The sequence below is a fragment of the Microcoleus sp. MON1_C1 genome, from assembly GCF_036701945.1.
Lineage (GTDB): Bacteria > Cyanobacteriota > Cyanobacteriia > Cyanobacteriales > Microcoleaceae > Microcoleus.
The window spans coordinates 1-19,818 of record NZ_JAUBRO010000015.1 but is presented as its reverse complement, the minus strand read 5'-3'; the positions used below and the strand labels follow the sequence as shown (position 1 = coordinate 19,818).

Annotated in this window: 19 protein-coding genes; 11 read left to right on the top strand and 8 right to left on the bottom strand. The window is 45.5% G+C overall.

Translation table 11 applies throughout. The features are described from left to right. Positions 1-32: 32 nt before the first annotated feature. Positions 33-1,319: a chemotaxis protein gene (locus tag QUA62_RS10605; protein ID WP_333403838.1), complete on the bottom strand. Its 1,287-nt coding sequence runs from the start codon at positions 1,317-1,319 to the stop codon at positions 33-35. A 631-nt stretch (positions 1,320-1,950) separates the two neighbouring features. Between QUA62_RS10605 and QUA62_RS10600 the strand changes: the two genes are divergently transcribed. The 3 genes from QUA62_RS10600 (at position 1,951) to QUA62_RS10590 (ending at position 5,789) form a co-directional block, all read left to right on the top strand. Continuing rightward, entirely contained in the window at positions 1,951-4,497 is a 2,547-nt protein-coding gene (locus QUA62_RS10600; protein ID WP_333403836.1) for an ATP-binding protein, read from the top strand. A 175-nt stretch (positions 4,498-4,672) separates the two neighbouring features. After that, a complete protein-coding gene (locus tag QUA62_RS10595) occupies positions 4,673-4,987 on the top strand; it encodes a four helix bundle protein (RefSeq protein ID WP_333403834.1) in 315 nt (104 codons plus the stop codon). 82 nt (positions 4,988-5,069) lie between these two features. Next, complete coding sequence (locus QUA62_RS10590) at positions 5,070-5,789, top strand: N-acetylmannosamine-6-phosphate 2-epimerase (protein WP_445301654.1); 720 nt, start codon at positions 5,070-5,072, stop codon at positions 5,787-5,789. A 172-nt stretch (positions 5,790-5,961) separates the two neighbouring features. On the opposite strand, the gene QUA62_RS10585 is transcribed toward QUA62_RS10590, so the two are convergent. Next, the gene (locus QUA62_RS10585) at positions 5,962-6,321 is read right to left on the bottom strand and encodes a phage holin family protein (protein WP_333403832.1); all 360 of its coding nucleotides are present in this window, start codon (positions 6,319-6,321) and stop codon (positions 5,962-5,964) included. 214 nt (positions 6,322-6,535) lie between these two features. Between QUA62_RS10585 and mrdA the strand changes: the two genes are divergently transcribed. Continuing rightward, on the top strand, positions 6,536-8,350 hold the full coding sequence (gene mrdA, locus QUA62_RS10580; RefSeq protein ID WP_333403830.1) for a penicillin-binding protein 2: 1,815 nt from the start codon (positions 6,536-6,538) through the stop codon (positions 8,348-8,350). Positions 8,351-8,446: 96 nt separating this feature from the next. On the opposite strand, the gene QUA62_RS10575 is transcribed toward mrdA, so the two are convergent. The 3 genes from QUA62_RS10575 to QUA62_RS10565 all read right to left on the bottom strand — a co-directional run bounded on the left by QUA62_RS10575 (position 8,447) and on the right by QUA62_RS10565 (position 10,485). Next, the gene (locus QUA62_RS10575) at positions 8,447-8,824 is read right to left on the bottom strand and encodes a hypothetical protein (protein ID WP_333403828.1); all 378 of its coding nucleotides are present in this window, start codon (positions 8,822-8,824) and stop codon (positions 8,447-8,449) included. Positions 8,825-9,031: 207 nt separating this feature from the next. Continuing rightward, on the bottom strand, positions 9,032-9,220 hold the full coding sequence (locus tag QUA62_RS10570; protein ID WP_333403826.1) for a hypothetical protein: 189 nt from the start codon (positions 9,218-9,220) through the stop codon (positions 9,032-9,034). A gap of 233 nt (positions 9,221-9,453) precedes the next feature. Further along, a complete protein-coding gene (locus QUA62_RS10565; RefSeq protein WP_333403824.1) occupies positions 9,454-10,485 on the bottom strand; it encodes a hypothetical protein in 1,032 nt (343 codons plus the stop codon). 103 nt (positions 10,486-10,588) lie between these two features. Here QUA62_RS10565 and QUA62_RS10560 point away from each other — a divergent pair, with 103 nt between their 5' ends. Next, positions 10,589-11,524: a metallophosphoesterase gene (locus QUA62_RS10560; RefSeq protein ID WP_333403822.1), complete on the top strand. Its 936-nt coding sequence runs from the start codon at positions 10,589-10,591 to the stop codon at positions 11,522-11,524. Positions 11,525-11,551: 27 nt separating this feature from the next. Continuing rightward, positions 11,552-12,034: a PD-(D/E)XK nuclease superfamily protein gene (locus QUA62_RS10555; RefSeq protein ID WP_333403820.1), complete on the top strand. Its 483-nt coding sequence runs from the start codon at positions 11,552-11,554 to the stop codon at positions 12,032-12,034. Between the two features lie 86 nt (positions 12,035-12,120). Here the strand turns inward: QUA62_RS10555 and QUA62_RS10550 are convergent, their stop codons facing one another. Continuing rightward, entirely contained in the window at positions 12,121-12,996 is an 876-nt protein-coding gene (locus QUA62_RS10550) for a DNA adenine methylase (RefSeq protein ID WP_333403819.1), read from the bottom strand. A 274-nt stretch (positions 12,997-13,270) separates the two neighbouring features. Here QUA62_RS10550 and QUA62_RS10545 point away from each other — a divergent pair, with 274 nt between their 5' ends. The 3 genes from QUA62_RS10545 to QUA62_RS10535 all read left to right on the top strand — a co-directional run bounded on the left by QUA62_RS10545 (position 13,271) and on the right by QUA62_RS10535 (position 15,061). Then, entirely contained in the window at positions 13,271-13,474 is a 204-nt protein-coding gene (locus QUA62_RS10545) for a DUF751 family protein (protein WP_190657763.1), read from the top strand. Positions 13,475-13,815: 341 nt separating this feature from the next. Beyond that, the gene (locus tag QUA62_RS10540) at positions 13,816-14,208 is read left to right on the top strand and encodes a PadR family transcriptional regulator (RefSeq protein ID WP_190657761.1); all 393 of its coding nucleotides are present in this window, start codon (positions 13,816-13,818) and stop codon (positions 14,206-14,208) included. A 319-nt stretch (positions 14,209-14,527) separates the two neighbouring features. Continuing rightward, positions 14,528-15,061, top strand: a complete 534-nt coding sequence (locus QUA62_RS10535; RefSeq protein WP_190734228.1) for a cofactor assembly of complex C subunit B — start codon at positions 14,528-14,530, stop codon at positions 15,059-15,061. 342 nt (positions 15,062-15,403) lie between these two features. Here the strand turns inward: QUA62_RS10535 and QUA62_RS10530 are convergent, their stop codons facing one another. Continuing rightward, complete coding sequence (locus QUA62_RS10530; RefSeq protein WP_006635576.1) at positions 15,404-15,727, bottom strand: DUF3155 domain-containing protein; 324 nt, start codon at positions 15,725-15,727, stop codon at positions 15,404-15,406. Between the two features lie 395 nt (positions 15,728-16,122). Between QUA62_RS10530 and QUA62_RS10525 the strand changes: the two genes are divergently transcribed. After that, positions 16,123-17,508 (top strand): ATP-binding protein, encoded by a 1,386-nt coding sequence (locus QUA62_RS10525; protein ID WP_333403818.1) that lies wholly within the window; start codon positions 16,123-16,125, stop codon positions 17,506-17,508. A 28-nt stretch (positions 17,509-17,536) separates the two neighbouring features. Continuing rightward, the gene (locus QUA62_RS10520) at positions 17,537-18,229 is read left to right on the top strand and encodes a hypothetical protein (protein WP_333403817.1); all 693 of its coding nucleotides are present in this window, start codon (positions 17,537-17,539) and stop codon (positions 18,227-18,229) included. Between the two features lie 618 nt (positions 18,230-18,847). Here the strand turns inward: QUA62_RS10520 and QUA62_RS10510 are convergent. Next, positions 18,848-19,818 (bottom strand): ATP-binding protein (locus tag QUA62_RS10510; RefSeq protein ID WP_333403816.1); only part of this gene is annotated, 971 nt, incomplete at its 5' end.

The window sequence follows — 19,818 nt, the reverse complement described above, 5'->3', positions numbered from 1 at the left end:
TCAAAATACCTCCTTAGATTCTGGCTGGAATTTTATGGTTTTTTGGACTTCAGCGCTTGCTGAATCTTTTGAATCAGATATTGCGAGGAATCTTGATGTTTAACTAAGTCTTTTAACTCGGAAACAGCTACTTCGGCGTGTTCTATCTCTCGAACTAAAGAATTAGCGGTAACACTTTTTATGACTCCCAAAGGTTCTTGGATAGCGGTCAATGAATTGAAATTTTTTTCCGCTATTAATTCTTCCAACTCTAGCAGGGCCATTTCTGCGCGATCGATCTTGATTGTCACTGATTTAGCCACATTAGCACCCGCTCTTGCTGCCTCCGTGAGTTCGTGAACTCGAAGTTTAAACCGACTGGCAATTTGCTCCATTTGAGTCCCCAATTCAAAAGTTTTACTTGCCAGTCTGCCAATTTCTAGACTCACTTTGCTCAGACCGCTGGGCTGACTTCCCATTTGATTGGTAACTACAGCCACCTGTACTGCTAAATGCCTGACTTGTTCGATCGCCTCCCGGATGGTTCGGGAGGTGCGGTTAACCGTTTCTAAATCGTTAGCTATTGCTTTGCCCACGCCCAAAATTTTATCTGTATTGTTGCAAATAGAATTAGCACCTTGAAAAGTAGCTTGAAATGCTTGGCGACCTTCCGAAGAAATCAGTTTCGCAATCCTCACAAATCGCTGATTCATTTGAGCAATTTCTTCAGCTTGTTTAACCAGTGCCACTTGCTGGGAATTGGGACTGGTCTGCAACTTTTCTGTTTGACGTTGTTGAATTTTTAAAAGCTCATTACATTCGTGAAGCTTAGCCTGTTCTTGTTGAAGGAGCGCCAAATACTTGTGTCTTTCTACTCGGTATTTTTGAATAACTTTGTTAGCTTGCGATAAAAGTCTCGACTGGGCAATTACCATAGTTTGAACGTCCAAAATGCGGTAGCTGTGGTTTTCCATTACCACAATAATCGGTTCATAAATCAAGTCTTTGTGCCTGTTGAAAGAGGCTTGCACGGCATCGTCAATTTTCCAGTTTTCCGAAAGCACCAAAGGCGGAATTCTAATAAAATCTAACAAGGCTCGAATCGGGTGGGAGCCGTAAAGTTTTACGCGATCGGGAAAACTCATTTGCTCTCGAAATTTGACGCGAGAAATCATGCCCAATACTTGTGATTCATGAGTAATAATGACTCCCGGCAGGTCGGGTTCTTGCTCAAATCTTTCAGCCACTACCTGTCCTGGAGTTGCAGCGCTCACTTGGAAGTCGTGACACGGCAGATGTCCGATCGTGAAATCGGGGGTGAGTTGAGTTAAATTGCTCATTTACCCGGATAGCGTTAAGTACAAGTTAACAAATTATATATTAATATAATACTGGAATAAGATTGTTGAAAGTAGTCAAAGACCCAGCACGGAAGTGACTGGGCTTGGGGCCTAAAACTTCATTTTCAGTTGACCAGCCTGAGACCTTTGATGTCTAGGTTTTTTGAGTAATGACACCAAGGGGATGCGTAGCTAGTTCCCTGTTCTGTCGTTAAGGGTTAAACATTTTTATTTGGGTTAAGGACGTGCCATTAGGCGAATCAGCTCAGAAAACAAAGGCGCGTGCTAACTTCACCCCAGCAATGGGAGTGGAATTGCTTAGTTTCCATCAACAACCCGGTTCACAAACACAACCAGAAGCGATCGATTATATAGCCGTATCCCTTCCCCCCGTTTCCTCCTACCGCTTTCGCGCTCGTAAAGCGCTGCAGCGGGGGTCACTCGCTCTGAAGAAAGATGACAACTATATGGAGAAATTAGCTCTCTGGCTCCGGGGCCTTCTATTACCTACTTTCTGACTACTGTCATCTCAAGTCTTTTGGATGGGCCGCGCCTGCTGTGTCCCAGGTTCCGTCCTCACAACAGGGCCATTCATATTTTGTTCTTTAAAACAACCGGGAAAATATCTAGATTGAAACCAAAAACCTTAAATCGGACTTTGCCACTAGCAACCTTTGAGGCTGCTTACCAGTTGTTACAGCAAATGGCTGAAATCCCAGGGGCGATTTGGCTTACCGACGATGCGATCGCTGATTCTCAAAATCGGGAATATTCGTCGGAAAGGTTTGCAGCAGTGGTATCAGATCATTTTAGCGCGCTGCTGCGGGGCAATCTATTAGATGAGTTCGCAACAAACAGACACAAGCACAGCGAAAAAAATCTCCATTCGCAATTGAATGTGCAGTTGACTTTCGACCCCGGGGCGATCGCCCATTTCCTGTCTCCCCTCGCAGACAAACTCGCAGAAATAACGCCGACACTATCAGGGCAAATTGACATTCGCGCCCTCAAACAAGGAATTAAAAATATACAGCCCAACTCGGCCGTTATTCAAAGCGAATTTACCCTAAATTTGCTGGATCTTCTCGCTGTCAATGCCAACCCAAATAATCGCCTGCCCCTACACAGCCAAACAGAAATAGAGGGAAAATCAGCGCCCAAAGTTATAGCTCCAGAAACGCTACAAAGCCAGATTGCCGAAGCCGTCAATCAATTACAAATTGCCAGTCCCTGCATTTCATTTTGTCAGCCAGTAGAAGCTGCTTTGCAGCAGCAGCTCGAACAAGAGCGACTTTTGAATCAGGTGACAACTCAAATCCGCCAGAGTTTGGAATTGCCTGTAATTTTGTCAAAAGCAGTCGAGCGAGTGCGAGAGTTTTTGGAGGTGGATCGCCTGTTAATTTATCAATTTGAAAAAGTGCCAGTATCGCACAATGGCGAGTTAGCTAAAGAAATACCTGCGGCGGTTTCTGGATCGGGCGAAATTCAAGAAACTTCCGGGTCTTACTTGTATTTAGGTCGCGTCACCTACGAAGCTTTAGCCAACGATGCTATCTCGTCTGTACTGAATTTTAGTGAAGGCGCGCAGTGTTTTACCAATGGAGTCATTGACAGAGAGAAATATCGCAAAGGCTTGGCTTTGTGCGTCGCGGATGTGGAAACAACTTACTCTTCGCAGCCTTGTTTTTTAGAGTTGATGCGGCGCGCGAAGGTGCGGGCGAAGTTGCTAGTGCCGATCGTAGTTCAAGACGAGTTGTGGGGACTGCTAATTGCCCATCACTGTACTGTTCGGCATTGGGAAGAAAGCAAAAAAACATTTTTGCGGCAAATAGCAGAACATTTGGCGATCGCCATTTACCAAGCCGAACTTTATGCACAAGTCCAGCAGCAAAAGCGCACCTCAGAACAGCGCGTAATAGAGCGCACGCGAGAACTGCGCGATGCACTGGTCGCCGCCCAGTCTGCCAGCCTCGCCAAGAGCGAATTTTTGGCAGCTATGAGCCACGAATTGCGGACTCCCCTCACCTGCGTCATCGGCATTTCCGACACGCTGCTGCGGTGGTCTTACGGCAAAGTTGGCAGTAAAGAAGTGCCGCTGCAAAAGCAGCGGCAGTACCTGCAAACTATCCGAGACAGCGGCGACCACTTATTAGAATTAATTAACGATATTTTAGATTTATCGCAAGTAGAAGCGGGAAAAGCAGTATTAAAAATTAGTGAATTTTCACTTTCTAAATTAGCTTCTCAGAGCCTGCACGCTCTCAAAGAAAAAGCTGCGGCTAAAGGGGTGGAACTCGTGCAAGAACAGCGGATAAAACAAGAGTGCGATCGCTTCATCGCTGACCCGCGCCGCTTGAGACAAATTCTCTTCAATCTTTTAGGAAATGCGATTAAGTTTACTCCCAAAGGGGGGCGAGTCATTCTGCGAGTTTGGGTGACAGAAGATAAAAATCGAACGCCGGCCGTGCGGCAGCCCGGTACTACACCTGCTGGCAGTACCGCTGTTTTTCAAATCAAAGATACTGGCATTGGAATTCCCGAAAATCAGCGATCGCTTTTGTTTCAAAAATTCCAGCAGTTGGATTCCCCCTACCGCCGGGAATACGGCGGCACCGGTCTGGGATTGGCCTTAACTAAACAGTTAGTAGATCTTCACGGCGGCGCGATCGAAGTCAACTCTAAAGTTGATGTCGGCTCTACTTTTACCGTTTTTATACCCATCCAAACTACAACCAAAGATGAATCCACAAAATTCACCTATGAAAAATCTAATTCATCTTTACCGCTGCATTATTCCTCGCGGGGCAGCCTCGTACTCGTGGAAGAAGATGAAGAAACTGCCATGCTGATTTGCGATATCCTGACAGCCGCAGGACTGCAAGTGGTGTGGATGATTGAAGGTTCGGCGGCGGTGGAACAAATTGAACTTTTGCAGCCCAATGCTGTGATTGTCGATATGCGTTTGCCCGGTATGAATGGCTGCGAAATAATTCACCAACTGCGCCAAAAACGCGCTACTGAAAATATCAAGATTCTAGCTTTAAGCGCTAATGAAATTCCGCCCGATCAGATATCTCTCCTGACTGCGGGAGCTAACGAGTGTTTGGCTAAACCGATTCACCCTGAGCAATTGCTGGACAAAATTATTTCTTTAATGACCGGGATTGGTAATGGGTAATTGGGGATGGGGCATTGGGCATTGGGCATGGGGCATTGGGCATGGGGCATGGGGCATGGGGCATTGGGCATGGGGCATTGGGCATTGGGCATTGGGCATGGGGCATGGGGCATGGGGCATTGGGCATGGGGCATGGGGCATTGGGCATTTAATATAATTAGTTTTTGAGGTAATTATGGGAAGACCTGATTTTGAGGAATTAGAGGTTTATAAGTTGGCGGAAAGTTTGGCGAATCAGATTTGGGAGATTGTTAAAAAATGGGATTACTTCACAAAAGATACGATGGGCAAACAGATAGTTCGGTCTGCGGATAGTGTCTGTGCTAATATTGCTGAAGGAAGAGGTCGTTATAATGACCAAGATAATCGGCGTTTTGTAAAAATTGCAAGAGGCTCTTTGTACGAAACAGTAAACTGGTTAAGATTAGCCTATGCTAGACAACTTATCACCAGCGAAGAAGTAAGCAAATTTAAACGAATTGTCGATTAACTACTACCAAAACTTAATGCTTATTTGAGTTCAATAGGGCACAGGGAATAAATTACAAAAAAAGTCCTATGCCCGATGCCCGATGCCCCATACCCCATACCCCATTCCCCATTCCCCATTCCCCATGATTAATTGTCAAATTCCTACAGGATTAATTGTTTCTTGTCAAGCACCTGCTGATTCGCCGCTGCACGATCCGATCGTAATTGCGGCAATGGCTCGAACCGCCATCAATCGAGGTGCCTCGGGCGTGCGGATTGACACTCCGGCTCACATTGCAGCGGTGCGAAAACAGATATCCGCTCCCATAATTGGGATTTGGAAGCAGCAATTGCCGGGATGCGAGATTTACATTACTCCTCGGTTTGAAGACGCGCGGGCGATCGCGGCTTCTGGAGCTGATATTATTGCCGTGGATGCTACTCTGAGAAACCGTCCTGCTGGTGGCGAAGACTTAAAGACATTAATCGGGCGAATTCACAGTGAATTGGGCAAATTAGTGATGGCAGATGTAGATACAATAGAAGCTGCGATCGCGGCAACCGAAGCGGGTGCAGATACTGTAGCAACTACTCTTTTTGGCTATACTGCCCAAACGGAAAATTTTTCGCCGCCGGGATTTGATTTGCTTGCGGAAATGGTAGAAAAGCTTAAGGTTCCCGTTATCTGCGAAGGCGGAATATCGGGGCCGGAAATGGCTAAAAAAGCCTTGGATTTAGGAGCGGTGGCTGTTGTTGTGGGGACAGATATTACTGGGATCGATCTTAAGGTGACCGCCTATAAGTCGCTGATAGGGAAGTAAGTTCGGCAACGGATTGTTTAACGGATTTAACCAATGTAACGGATGTAACCGATTGAAGGAAGAAGCGAGAAGAAATATTCGGCGATTGAAATCGGTTCTAGACAAACTAAACTCGCAAGGCAAGGGTGTGAAATATCGAGGGATTTCAATCGCCCTTTTTCAGGGGAAGTTGCTACATTAGTGCGCCGTTGATAAAGCTGCTAACTACAGCCAAGGCGATCGCCCCCAGTACCGCGCTCCAAAGACCCATCCGCAAGCTAAATCCTTCAACTAACTTCGCAGCCGAGGCAAAAACAATCACATTCATTACAAAAGCAAACAGGCCGGAAAGCAATCCCAGCGTTAGTAGGTTCGGCACGAAAAAAACTGCTTTCAGAATTGGCAAAATTAAAACATTCAAAATTCCCAAAACCGCCGCGGAAATTACTGCTTTCGGTGTGCTGTCAATTTCTACGCCGATCGGCAGTTGAGAAATTAGCAGCAAGCTGCTGCCCGTCACGAGCCAAGCAATCAAAAAATCGATCGGTTCCACAGCGCTCTTACCTCCTTAACAGTTGAATTGTCACAAAAACCTGATATTTAACATCTACGCTAATCACACAATCCGGCTGATTCGTCTGCCAATCGACAGAATTTATGTCTGTTACTAAAGAGTTAGAAGTTATAATCCCTGTATCATCTGCCAAATCATCCGGATGGGAACCGTATCAACCTGTTAGTTGAATAAAAAGAGCAGATTAATTAATATGGCTGGCGATTTTTCTTTTAACTCTAAAATCCGATTAGACAAAAATGGCTTGGACAATCCTGCACGGCAACGCAGCCGCTCGCTCCAAGTTATGATTTTTATGCTGTTCGTCACTACCTTGGTGACGCTACCAATATTTCGTCTAGCCGAACTGCAACTGGTACAGGGAGCCTACAACCGACAGCGGGCGGAAAATAACCGCATTCGCCCTGTTTCAGTCCCAGCGACTCGCGGTCAAATTTTAGACCGCAGCGGCCAAATTTTTGCGGCCAACCGCGTATCTCGATCGGTCTATGTGTGGCCAAAAGAGCGATCGGCCCAGGAGTGGCAAGAGATCGCCGCTACACTCGGCCCGATCGTCAAACTTCCCGCGGCCGAAATTATCAAAAAAATCGATGCCGTTGGCTACAAATCAGCCCTACCAGTGCGAATTAGTAAAGATATCGATGTCGGTACTTTCGTCGCTTTGGGAGAACAAACTAATGCTTTGCGGGGAGTTGAAATTCGCGTAGAATCGAGCCGAGACAATCCCCACCAGCAATTAGCAGCTCACCTTTTGGGATACGTAGGCGAAGCTAGTTTAGAGCAATTAAAAGCTAATCCTGCATATCCGATGGGGATGCTCGTCGGTCAAATGGGAGTTGAAAAATTAGCCAATTCAACTTTAGAGGGCGTTTGGGGAAACCGTTTAATCGAGGTGAATGCTAAGGGCGAGGAAATCCAAGATTTAGGTGTAAAAGAGCCTATTCCCGGCAAACCGGTGCAGCTAACTTTAGATTTAGATATGCAGAAAACTGCGGAAAAAGCTTTGGGCGATCGCCTGGGTGCAGTTGTGGCGATCGACGTGAAAACCGGCGCTCTTTTAACAATGGCTAGTTGGCCGACATTTGATCCCAATATTTTCACCCGCAAGGTAACTCAAAAAGAATGGGATCGGCTGCAAGGGCCAGAAAAACCGTTTTTAAATCGGGCCGTCCAAGGCTATCCAGTCGGTAGCACTTTTAAGATTGTAACTTCTGTAGCCGGGATGGAGTCGGGCAAGTTTTCTCCTGACTCTACTTTGGTAAGTTCTTCTTCAATTAACATCGGCGGAATTTCCTTTAACGAACACGGCGCCGGTTACGGCGTTATCGGTTTTCGCGATGCTTTGGCCTACAGCAGCAATACGTTTTTCTATCAAGTAGGCATGGAAGCCGGACCGGAAGAAATGGCGAAATGGGCTAAGAAAATGGGCATTGGCGGTACTATTAATTTAGAGCTTTTGGGGTTGGACTCCGCCAATCACGGTCAAGTTCCGATACCAGCAGAGAAACAGAAAATGTATGGGGAAGATTGGTATGTGGGCGATACAGTAACAATGGCGATCGGTCAAGGTTTGGTACTTTGTACTCCCCTAGAATTGGCAGTGATGGTGTCAACTATTGCCAACGGTGGTTGGCGAGTGCAGCCACATTTGTTGGCTTCTCAAACCAATACGCCTGTTACTCAAAAAATTTCAACAGGTATTAAGCCGGCAACTTTAAATGTCATTAAACAAGGATTGATTGAGGTGGTGAAAAAAGGTACAGGCCGCGGCTTGAATGACGGTACTATTCCTTTAAGTGCGGGCAAAACTGGAACGGTGGAAATGCCCGGTCATCCTGACAATTCTATGTATGTGGGTTTTGCTCCTGCTGACAAACCTGAAGTTGCGATCGCAGTTATAGTTGAAGGCGGCGGATATGGTGCTGTAGCGGCGGCACCAATTGCTCACGAGGTATTTAGAACCTATTTTCAAAAGCAGGGTTTTAAACCTACTAATAAGCCTCTCTAGTCATTAGTTAATAGTTGACTGTTGACTGTTGACTGTTCCGATTTTTTGTTATACTTCGATCGCACTATCCTTGATATCTGGGAAAAGTGCGATCGATCAAAAATTTTCCCCTACCAATCGTCTCACTTCCACGGTCGATAAATTCATCATTTGCGCTACCTGTTCCAGACTCATTCCAGAATTTAAAAGTTGAGTTACGAGCTGGCGCAATGTTGACTCCGCCGCCAGTCGTCCCAGGTTTTCTTCCTTGTGAGTCTTCAAAAACTCACCCGTTTCAGGAACTCTAAACCTCAATTCTCCTGAAATTATATGCAATTCCCGTCCCAGCACTTCACTGAACAACCACAGCGTATCGAAAGCAATATTGTTGGCTGCAATCGGCTCGTACTGATTGTTTATCCAACGTACTCCCTGTAAAATCGGATTCAGATAATCTCCAGACGGATCGTACTGAAAATATTCCCTAACTCCCACAGCCCGATAAATTTCCGGTTTACTTTCTTGGTCTTTCGTCTGAGTTGTTTCCGAAGTAATTTATAACACAAAATCGGGAGTAATTCCGCCTTCTTCCCAAACTTTATAATTATCCCTTTTGTGGTTTGCAACTCCAAACACCACATAAATATCCGGAGCAACAACCGCTTGGTTGTTCTCTTGTCCATAATAAATGAAAGAATTAGCTCACAGGTAAAAATTAGAACGTTCTTGGAAGTAAAGCTTGACAGCTTCTACACTGTAAGTCATGTAATCGCGCGTGATGCCGCTTTCAGCCCTCGGGTTTCCGTCGCTGCTGGGATATTCAATTTCTACTTGTTCGACTTGAGTTAAAAGGGTAAATAAGCGTTCTAAGGTTTCTAGTGAGAACTTCATTCCTAGTAGTTGTATGAGGACTTCAGTCCTCACTACAAACCTATTTAATTGTGGTCGTGACCGCTGACATCATATGATTTAATGCTAGCCTTCTGTCGGAGGTGGGAAAAGTTCGATATTGCTCAAACAAATCAACAGCCGTAAGGTACGCAGGGAACACGCTACATAATTAGGTTCTGCGTCTTGGACTGTAAGTCTGGTAAGATGGTGTACAGATACAGACTCTTTAAATTCTAATTAATCCCTCTATCTAAAATAATCATTTCCGAACCAACAACCGGACTTCTAGCTATTAACTTGCCTTGCATATTCGCAATTTCTAACTTGCTGAAATCGAGTGAGTTAGCCTCCTTCCACATCTTCGTTGCTAGTTGATTTTGCTCAACTTCGCTGAGTTTGTACCAATCTTCAGCGACTTTTACTGTCAAAATGCTGCTGGAAAAATTAGCTTGAACAGACTCAACTAAACTGCCGCCCAGTCGATTCTTAATGTCAGTAACTTGATTTTGAATCCCAGCAATCAGAGACTGTTCGGGCGTCAGCGGTGGCGGTGGGATAATTTCTACTGGTTGCGGTTTTTCCGGAGCCACTAAATCGGGCAACTTGCTTTTGAATTTAGCAGAGATTGGCTTAGACGGTGCGATCGCCTCGGGGGATTTCGGCGTTCCCGGCCCCACAAAATCGTCAAAGGTTGGCGGCGATTGCGGCGCTGCTGCGACAGGCATTTTTGCTAGTTTCTCCGGCGGTTTTGCCGACAAACTATTGAAAGTTAAACCGACTACAACGATCAGAATTGCTGCTATGCCGGCGTTTAAAATTGGATCGGACAGCTTCTGGTTCGTAGATGGTGGCAGTAGCGATCGCACTAACCGCACAATACTTTGCCAAAGTACACCGGCGTTCTCTAAAAAGCTCCCTTCCCTGCGTTGGGATACAGGCTTTTTATCAAATTTTACAGCAACTTTTGGTGGCACGCTGTTAACTTCCGCAGCAACAGCGGGAGGAGTTACTGTTGCTGAGTCAAAAGCGGTGGGCGCGATCGGCTTTTGGGGCTGCAACGGGGGTTCGGCTGGTAATTTTTTGCCTTTTTTTCCCAAATTCCCAATCGACGCAATCAAAGCTTTGATTCTCTGATTTTTGGGAACCGCGCTGCTGGCATTTTGAGTTTTGCTGCCAGTGGGGGCAGACTTTGCAGCCGAATCAACCTGCGGTGTCGGAGATTGAGACGGTTCTGGAGTTGACTGGTTTAGTTGTTCTTCTGACATTTTCTCTGCCTTGGGGCGTTGCAAATATATCTAAAAGCGATAAATTTTTAGTTGAGCCATCTCAACCTTAATTTATCATTTCATTAGTTGTAACTGAATCAAAATGAGCATCAAACGCCGTCACTTTCTAATTTTAGGCAGTCTCAGCAGCTTAGGTTTGGCCGGAGTCTGGAAAATGTTTCAGCTTCGGACTGCCTGGGGTACAGACGCCAAGGCTGCTGTGCCTTCTAACGTTGAAGCAGAAAGGGCGAGCGTCCCATTGCCGGCCTCACCGCCTATTTTACGCTTTATTTCGGTGGCCGACACCGGTACCGGCGCTGAAGGTCAGTATGCTGTGGCTGAGGCGATGGCGCAATATCACCGGGAAAACCCTTTTAATGTTGCTGTTCTCGCCGGCGACAATATCTACAATAACGGCGAATTTGAAAAAATTAATGCTGTTTTCGAGAAGCCTTATCAGCCGTTATTGCAGCAAAACGTAAAATTTTATGCTTGTCTGGGAAATCACGACATCCGCACTGGTAACGGCGACCAGCAAGTTAAATATGCTGGTTTTAATATGCAAGGTCGCTACTATACTTTTCGCCGCGATCCGGTACAGTTTTTTGCTTTAGATACCAATCACAATGCTGACTGGGAAAATCAGCTTGTTTGGCTGGAAAAAGAGTTGAGTCAGAGCACGGCACCTTGGAAAGTTGTGTTCGGTCACCACCCGATTTATTCCTCTGGCGTCTACGGATCGAATCAATCTTTTATTAAGAGTTTGGCGCCTTTGTTTCAAAAGTACGGCGTGCAGCTTTATATCAACGGACACGAACACAGTTACGAACGCACTCGCTCGATTAACGGTACGACTTATTTAATTTGCGGTGCCGGCGCGGGCACTCGTCCCGTGGGGCGTTCTGAGTGGACGGAGTATTCTGCTAGCCGCCTGAGTTTTGCGACGTTTGATGTCTATGATGACCGGATGTTTGTCAGTTCTATCGGTACTGACAAACGGGTTTTTGACCGAGGGGTGATTCAAGTGCGATCGGCTTAATTCAGATTATATTCAGGAGCAAACAAAATGAATAGGGGTTTTAGAGCCAATAAAACTGGTTTTGTTTTAGAAACAACTGTAGAAGGTACGTTGAGAGGCCACGGATATCTCGAAATATGCCCCCAGTTGCCGAAAAAGCGCAAGCGAGATTGGCTCTTAATCTCTACTGAAAATCCCAAGCGATATGCTAAACAGGTTTATATCGGGTCTAGCATCTATGAAACTGAAATAAATGTCGATTTTTATATTGTGGGTTCCGGTTTGTTTCCTCTGGGTCTAATTGTTGAGTGCAAGTGGCAAGAAGACAAACGTTCAGTAGACGAGAAGTATCCTTACCTCAATTTAAATATTAAAAATTGTTATCGGGTGCCAACTATTGTTATAGTGGGCGGTGACGGTATGAGGCAAGGTTCGATCGACTGGTTTAAAAAACAAATTCCTGAGAATCCAAATCTGTTGGCAGTTCACAAGCTCGAAGGTTTTATTACCTGGGCTAACAAATATCTGTAACAGGAATTACAAAACTATGCCGAGTGTGGCAACCACGTATTGCTCATACAAAATCTGCTTAATTAGAGACTTGGCTTAAGTAAGATTTAAAATGAACGTATTAATAATTCCTGGATTTTTCCGCGTTTGAGACTATTAGAATTAATTCCCCTTGAGGCTGATATTTCAATGAGTTTTGGTAGAGACTTCTTTGGAAAAAGTTGAGTATCGCTGTAGATTTTTTTAATAAAATCGCAGTTAGAATTAGACAGCAGAACTTTCACGCCCCGTTCTGCAAGTTCTGCAAAAATATCTCTCAGTTTAAGCTGTTCCGATTCTTTGAAATTATCGCGGCTGTAAGTCGTGAAGTTACTGGTAGCACTGATTGGATAATAAGGCGGGTCAAAATAAACAAAGTCTTCGCTGCTTGTAGCAAAATCCAAAATTTCCTCGAATTTTCTGACTTCTATTTGAGCGGGCGCGAGTAAAGATGAGACCGAGCGCAGTAAATCAGCTTGACAAATGTTAGGATTTTTGTATCGACCTATGGGAACATTAAATTCACCTTTTGAGTTTTCTCTGTAGAGGCCGTTGTAACAAGTTTTATTTAGGTAAATTAGGCGTGCTGCTTTTTCTGTATCTGTTTTGTAGGAGCGCGATCGCACCCAGTAATAATAATCTTTATTGTCCTTGGTATGTTCTAACTGGTGCTCCTCTAAAAGTAGAATCAGCTCCTCAACTTTATCCCTGACACAGCGATAAGCATTAATCAACTCAGGATTAATATCTGTTAAAACAGCTTGCAAACCAGGGTGCTGCTGTGCTAAGTAAAAAAATACAGCTCCGCCACCCAAAAAAGGCTCGTAGTAAGTTGTGAACTTTTCAGGAAAATAAGGTTGATATTGTCCAATCAACCTAGTTTTGCCTCCTGCCCATTTCAGAAAGGGACGTGGCAAGACGAAAGAAGTTGCGGCAGCAGACATTTATCTAGAAATAACGGCCCTATAATATTTATCACAACTAGAACTCAATAGAAATACTTCTGAAGTTCTTACCGGAGGTCGCGTGGCATTAAACAGACAGTGCCGGAGCCATCGGCGAAAAGTTTTCGTTAGAATTATATATGTCAGCCTCGGCGGCAAAAATGCCCGATCGCCCGATCGGCAGATTTAGCTTCGGCTGTGCCAAAATTGTCTAACTCGCTCACAAGTGTTACCAGTCAAAGATGGTGCTGTGACACTTTACCCCACCAAGCTCATGCAAGATTTTATTAATAACGTCTCTCGTTACCCGCGCTTTTTCATCACGATATGTCTGGGAATTTTCTTTTTCCTGTTCGAGCGACTCAAACCCCTGCTCGATCGACCGGCAACTGCGATCGCCCTGATTAGTTCGATTGTAGCGACTTTTGTCTTTCTAACTTTTACACTGCGCGCCATGTTAGGCCTGAGTTCGGTTTGAAGCCAAGCTAAAGCGCAAATATCAACGGCAAATTCAGTTAAAACACTAACTTCCAAAGTAACTGCCAACTCTTGCAGGCGATCGCACACTTGACAATAGTCGCTGCGATAGATTGGAAGAGGAAAAAATTGCGCTAGTTACGGCAGTGCTCCTCAACAAAGGGGCAGGCAAACATTACCGAAGTGCAGGACAAGCCTTTGGGGCCATCAACATTCACTGGGGAAATACTGCACCTCTGTTTCCCCGATGTCCACTTAATCCTTAGGAAGCGGCATCTCCCGCCCCGCTTTCCTCTCCCGTTAACCTGACGGTATCACGAGAGTTTCCAGCGGACAAGACAGATGAAGTTTGAACATATCTATCAATTTTTTCAAGACCCCCCTCCTGTTTATCTAAACAAGGAATTAGCTGTGTGCTACATTCTCTCCGTGTTATTGCGCGGAGATTCCTACGGTACAGAACTGATTGGCCAACTAGAGAGGGAATTCCCCATCTACCGACTTTCTGATACCGTTCTCTACAGCGCTCTGAAATTCCTCGAAGATGAAGGCGTAATCACCGGTTACTGGAAAAAAGTAGAAGGACGCGGCCGCCCCCGCCGGATGTATCAAATCCTCCCTGAGTGGCGGCACCAAGCTCAAGACCTAGCTCGTCTCTGGCATGAGTACATCGGTCAGGGAAACGGCGCCTCAGATCGTCGTTCCCGCGCCTTAGAAACTGGTCAGACGGGTTAACCGAGTTTGAATCGGATGCCTAAACCCAAGAGAAGCTGGCGCTACTTGCAAAGCGATTTGCCCGATTGCCTTCGCTTTGCTCGATCGCCCGCCGCACAGCGATTAAAGCCGTTACACTACGTCAGGACTTACGCATTGTCACTTGAGAATTAGCGACGATGGGGAGATATGGGAATTGGGTGATGGAGAGCAAAACCCCTTGCTACAAAGCTTTCTGCGAATTTTGATAACAAAGTGTCTGCGTAAGTCCTCGATCGCTTTCGTATGTCAAGTTCTGTAAAGTAATAGTAGAGAATTTCAATTACACAAACTTCTACCGATGGATACTGCTGTTCTTCCTTCAACATTTGTGCTAACGCTACTGCTGGCTGTTGGCTTGTTTTTCTTCATCAAGGCTTCAGTCAAAGATCGAATCGAACAAGTCAAGCTGGCTTCCGAGAGCGCCCAAGAGTTACTGTTAGCCGACTTACAACAGTATTTTGCCGATAGAGCTTACCGAGTTGCAGCCGTCGATGCCCCCAACTATAAAGTCACGTTTGAGGGTTTTGTGCGGCCGAGTTGGTTTCTAGCTATTTTTCTAACTCTGCTGAGTGCAGGCGGCGCTCTGTGCTTGGGGCTGGTTTTGGGGATGCTAGTTCCCCAACAGGGTCAAATTTTCCTAGCTTTGGTACTGCTGTCCCCGCTGGCGGGGGTATTTTACTGGAAAAAAGCTGGACGCTCTGAGCAAGTCTCCCTCAAACTCGAATCAGTTGCTGAGTCTGGAAGCCAAACCAAGAGCTTTGTTACTGTCAGAGCTCACCGCGATGAACTAGCAGCCATGCAAAAAGCTTTAGATTTGAAACCGCTCGATTAAAAGTTTGACGCGGAACGTTTTTTGATATGCTAGATGCCGTAGTTAGACTTCGAGCTGACAAACCGATGACTCAACAAGAGCGGCTCTCTCGTTGGCTGTTTTTTTGATCCACTTGTTCGATCGACCAAACAGTAAAAAAAAACCATTATCGTGAAAGTGCCAATTGTGGCGATCGCCCTTGGGCTGCGATCGAGCCTTTTGCGATGGCTCCTTATACCCTAATTCCTAAGGACTTTTCGCATAAATTTCAGTTGGCACTCTCCAGACAATGAGAACTCTCGCGCTTTTGTTAAAAGACTTAGAAAAACATTGCTGTCAATGTTTTGAGCTAAACATTTTGAGCTATGCGCGGCTGGCTGACACCACAGGAATTTTTTCTGTGGTAGCTTCCAACATCACCTTTAAGCTGGGAAACAAGAAATGGTTCTCTTCTACGTATTGGGCTCCAAATAAACCTTTTTCAGCCCAGAAGTATCTGTCAGTGGTATGCTCGTTACGCTTGACTAACAGCAAAGCTGGGGGAGCAATGCCTTCTGCATGGATGAACTTGCGAGCCGCTGTTACGGGTTTATCTTCGCCGCTCTCGATGCTATATTGAGGCACACACTCTAAAATTCTGCGTCCTTCTTGTCGGCGGCGACTCTTGCGTTTGCGTCTCCTGGCCAATTTCTTTACCTCCTCTGTGAGCAGACAGTATGAGCAGACAGGTTGTAATGATAGCTACCAAATCCGAGGCCAGTATATCCGTTCTAGCTCAAAATTTCAACTGTTTTTAATATATCGACATAATCTTAACATTCCTGCCGAGCGACAAAAGTGTAGCGGTTGTGGTATGGTGGGCCGCAACTTCCGGCAAGAGCCAAGCTTGGGGATCGGTGGAAACTACGCGGACCCGGATGCGGGGCAATTTTGGTTCATGAAAACCCCATGCCTTCAACATAGGTGGCTCCTATCAAAGGGAAGAAACCTGAAATCTAAAAGTCTCTCATCAGTAATCGGTAGCCGATCGTTTGTAATTTACTTAGAATTCCGTTAGATATCTTAATGTGGCGCTCATGTTAATGCCAGCCAGTTCAGAATTTGTCAAACTTTGCCGCTCGCAGGTGGCCATCGCCGTTAGTTTGGGAGCGAAATTCAGCGCGGTATACCTGACACAAGAGTTGGTAGAAGGCAGCGAAGCAAAGTTGGTGCCGATCGCGGTTTACCCAGAAACCTCAGCCGAATCGGAAGAAAATCAGGGGTTGAGGTTGCAATCTTCCGAAAGCTCGACAGTCAAACCGGTACCGCGACTGCTGGCGCCGCCTATTGTGACAGAAGAATCAACGGTAGAGGCGATCGCACCCGAGCGACTTCCGGGTGAGGAGCGCAGTTCCCATCAGTGTCAAGGCCCGGAGAATGTGTGGCAGCAGCGCAGGCAAATTGTGACGCCTCTGATACACGAGGGAGCTGTAATGGGACTTCTAGTCAGCGGTCGGCAAGACAGGCCTTGGAACGAGCGAGAGGAGGCTCAGATACAACAAATTGCTCGCACCTTAGCCCTAGCCTGCATTTTAGACCAGCGATCGCAGTGGATGCAGCAGGAATTGGGTACGAGTCGGCAAATCCAGGCTCAGGTTTACGACACGATGCACAATTTGCTGCACCAGTTCAAAAGTCCGCTGACAGCGTTGCGAACTTTTGGCAAGCTGTTAACGCGGCGGCTGGTACCGGAAGACAAAAACCGCAATGTGGCTTTTAGTATTGTCCGAGAGAGCGATCGGCTGCAAGAGTTGCTCGGCCAGTTCGATCGAACCGTTGACACCGGCGAAGCACATCTAAAACTGCGATCGGGTACTTCAGAAAAAGCAATGTCCAATGTGGAATCAATCCGGCATTCTCCTCTGTCGCTGTTACCTGCTGGCAATTTGCAGGAATCCTGTTTTGTGGCAGAAGTCTTAAAACCGCTGTTAATTTCCGCAGAAGCGATCGCATCTGAAAGGAATCTGAAATTGGTAGCCGACATTCCGGCGGATTTGCCACCAGTCTGGGCGAACGATCGAGCTTTGCGCGAGGTTTTGAGCAATTTAATTGACAATGCTTTGAAATATACCCCTGCCGGCCGCCAAATTTATATTAAAGTAAGGTACAAAGCAGCGGATGGCGATCGGGCCGGATACAGCCAACTGCCTGCCATAGCAGTTGCAGTCAGCGACACTGGTTCCGGCATTCCCCCCCAGGATTTAGAGCATTTATTTGAGCGGCACTACCGGGGAGAAAAAGCACAGACCGAAATTCCTGGGACAGGATTGGGTTTGGCGATCGCCCGGGATTTAGTCCGCCAAATGCAAGGAGAAATAGAAGTATTTTCCCCAGTCAATCCTGAATGGCTGCCCTCAGCAGAAACTAATTTATTATACCCAACGGAGCGTGGCACTACATTTGTGGTTTGGCTACCCGTGAATAAGTAACGTTCCCTATTGATTAGAGACATTTTTTATGAAGCATCTGCATTTATTCGATCAAATTCCCAAGCTGTCAAATTCTTTAGAACTTTTCAAAAAACACTTTTTTCGTGTACGGTTTTTAGCGGCTTTTAACATTCTGACTGTTCTGATTTTGGGCTGGCTGAGCGTATACGCAAAACTCAACAATCAGGGAGACGGAGTTGAACGCCTGTTTAGCGATCCTTTTAATTTCTGGTTCCCTTACGAAGGTATTCTAACCGGAGTTTCCGAAATCCTCTGGTGTACCCCAGTCGCAATTTGTGCATTTACTTTCGGAGTGCTGCGCCAGAAAAATCCGCGCAGTCGAGCGGCAATCTTCTTATTTTTTAGTGCTTTACTACTCGGAGTCTTTTTCCTGGATGACAGGTTTCGGATGACTTTGATTATTTCTCGGTTGGGAATATCTAAGAAATTAATTTATTTGTGTTATGGTAGTGCTGTTTTCCTTTACGGAGTCAAGTTTTGGCGATACATGAAAACCACTCCTTACCTGCCATTAGTCGCAGCCTTTCTATTGTTCGCTATCTCTCGGTTTGAGGATATGTTAAACTTGCAAAGTCAAGGAGTACACGCGATGTTAGAAGATGGCACTAAATTATTAGCTCTTCTGAATTTAGCCCTGTATTTTTGGCACGTATGTCATCAGGAAGTTGGGCGACATTTGCAGCGAAGCGAAGATCGTTGAGCAGATGGTATTACAAAAAAGGCGTTGCTGAATTAGGGTATCACTAAGCAACGCCGGCGATCGCATACGATGCAAATAATTTCTTTGATTTTGATATGGCATCGGAAGATGAGCAAACTTTAGATAGTGAATTAATAGTCGAAGGGAATGTCTGAGCAACTTGTTGCGTGATGTAGAATAACAAAAAGTTTTTCCTGTCAAACGAGCTATCAGGATGTGTTAATCTTGTATTTACGCGCTCAACAATTCAGCAGCGTTCTAATTGATGTATCACCGGGTTCATAGGCTTTAACTATTTTTTTACGAAACTCGATCGAATAAAGTGTGATTTGAGCCGCTTATCTACTGAATGCAGTGTACTACACATACATGGAATTTGCTGTATTTTTACGGCACAGTTGGTAAAGGCTTGGAAGAGATTGTTAAAAAATATATTAAAAACCAACACAATTAAGTTAGAAGAATGCGGCTTTCATCCGCAGTGCCTATCACCACCCCTGAAGGGGTGGGGATAGGCGCCAAAAAAGTCTGTCAGAATTCTGATTACTTAGCAATTAGCAATTACCCGGTTCTCATGCAACTGAAAACCGCTATATGATGAATTGCCAGATGAGCTTTCTAGGCCATAGCTACCGCGAGATGGGGTCCTATACAGATAGTCGGCATCTCAATAATAAACTGCGTTCCCTGGTCTGGCGTAGAAATACAATCCAATTGAGCGCAGTGTTTTTCTAGCAGAATTTTTTTGCTGATTGACAATCCCATGCCTGTACCTTTTCCGATTGGTTTAGTAGTAAAAAAGGGAGTGAAAAGTTTAGCACGAACTTTCTCGGTCATGCCAGCGCCATTATCGGCAATTGTTATCCGAATGCCTGAACCCGTGCTAATGTTCTCCTGCGAACTACCCGGTATGACTTCAGTACGAATCAAAATCTGCGGGTAAAAAACTCTACCCTCTTCTCTACTTCCCCGCTCTTCCAAAGCATCTATAGCATTCGCTAAAAGGTTCATAAACACCTGATTAAGCTGACCTGCATAACAGGTCACAAGTGGCAATGGACTATACTCTTTAATCACGTTAATAGCAGGACGATCTGACTTAGCCTTGAGGCGGTGCTGCAATATCATCAAGGTGCTATTAATACCTTCGTGAATATCTACTGATTTGATTTCGGTTTCATCCAACCGCGAAAAATTTCGTAGAGACTCCACAATCATACGAATGCGTTCGATGCCTAACTGCAAGGAAGAAAGCAACTTTGGCAAATCGTCCATGATAAATGACAACTCTCCATCTTCTATTGCCTGGAGAATTTCTGCTTCGGGTTGCGGGTAATGCCGTTGGTAGAGATTCAATACATAGATGAGTTCTTTAATATAATCTTTCGCATAGGAGATATTGCCGTAAATAAAGTTAACCGGATTGTTAATTTCATGAGCGACACCTGCAACTAATTGACCGAGACTCGACATTTTTTCACTTTGAACTAGCTGGAGTTGTGTGTCTTGCAGTTCTTTGACAAAATGCTCTAAGGCAAGAGCTTTTTGGTGTTCTTTTTCTTCACTGATACGCAGTGCTTTCTCTACTT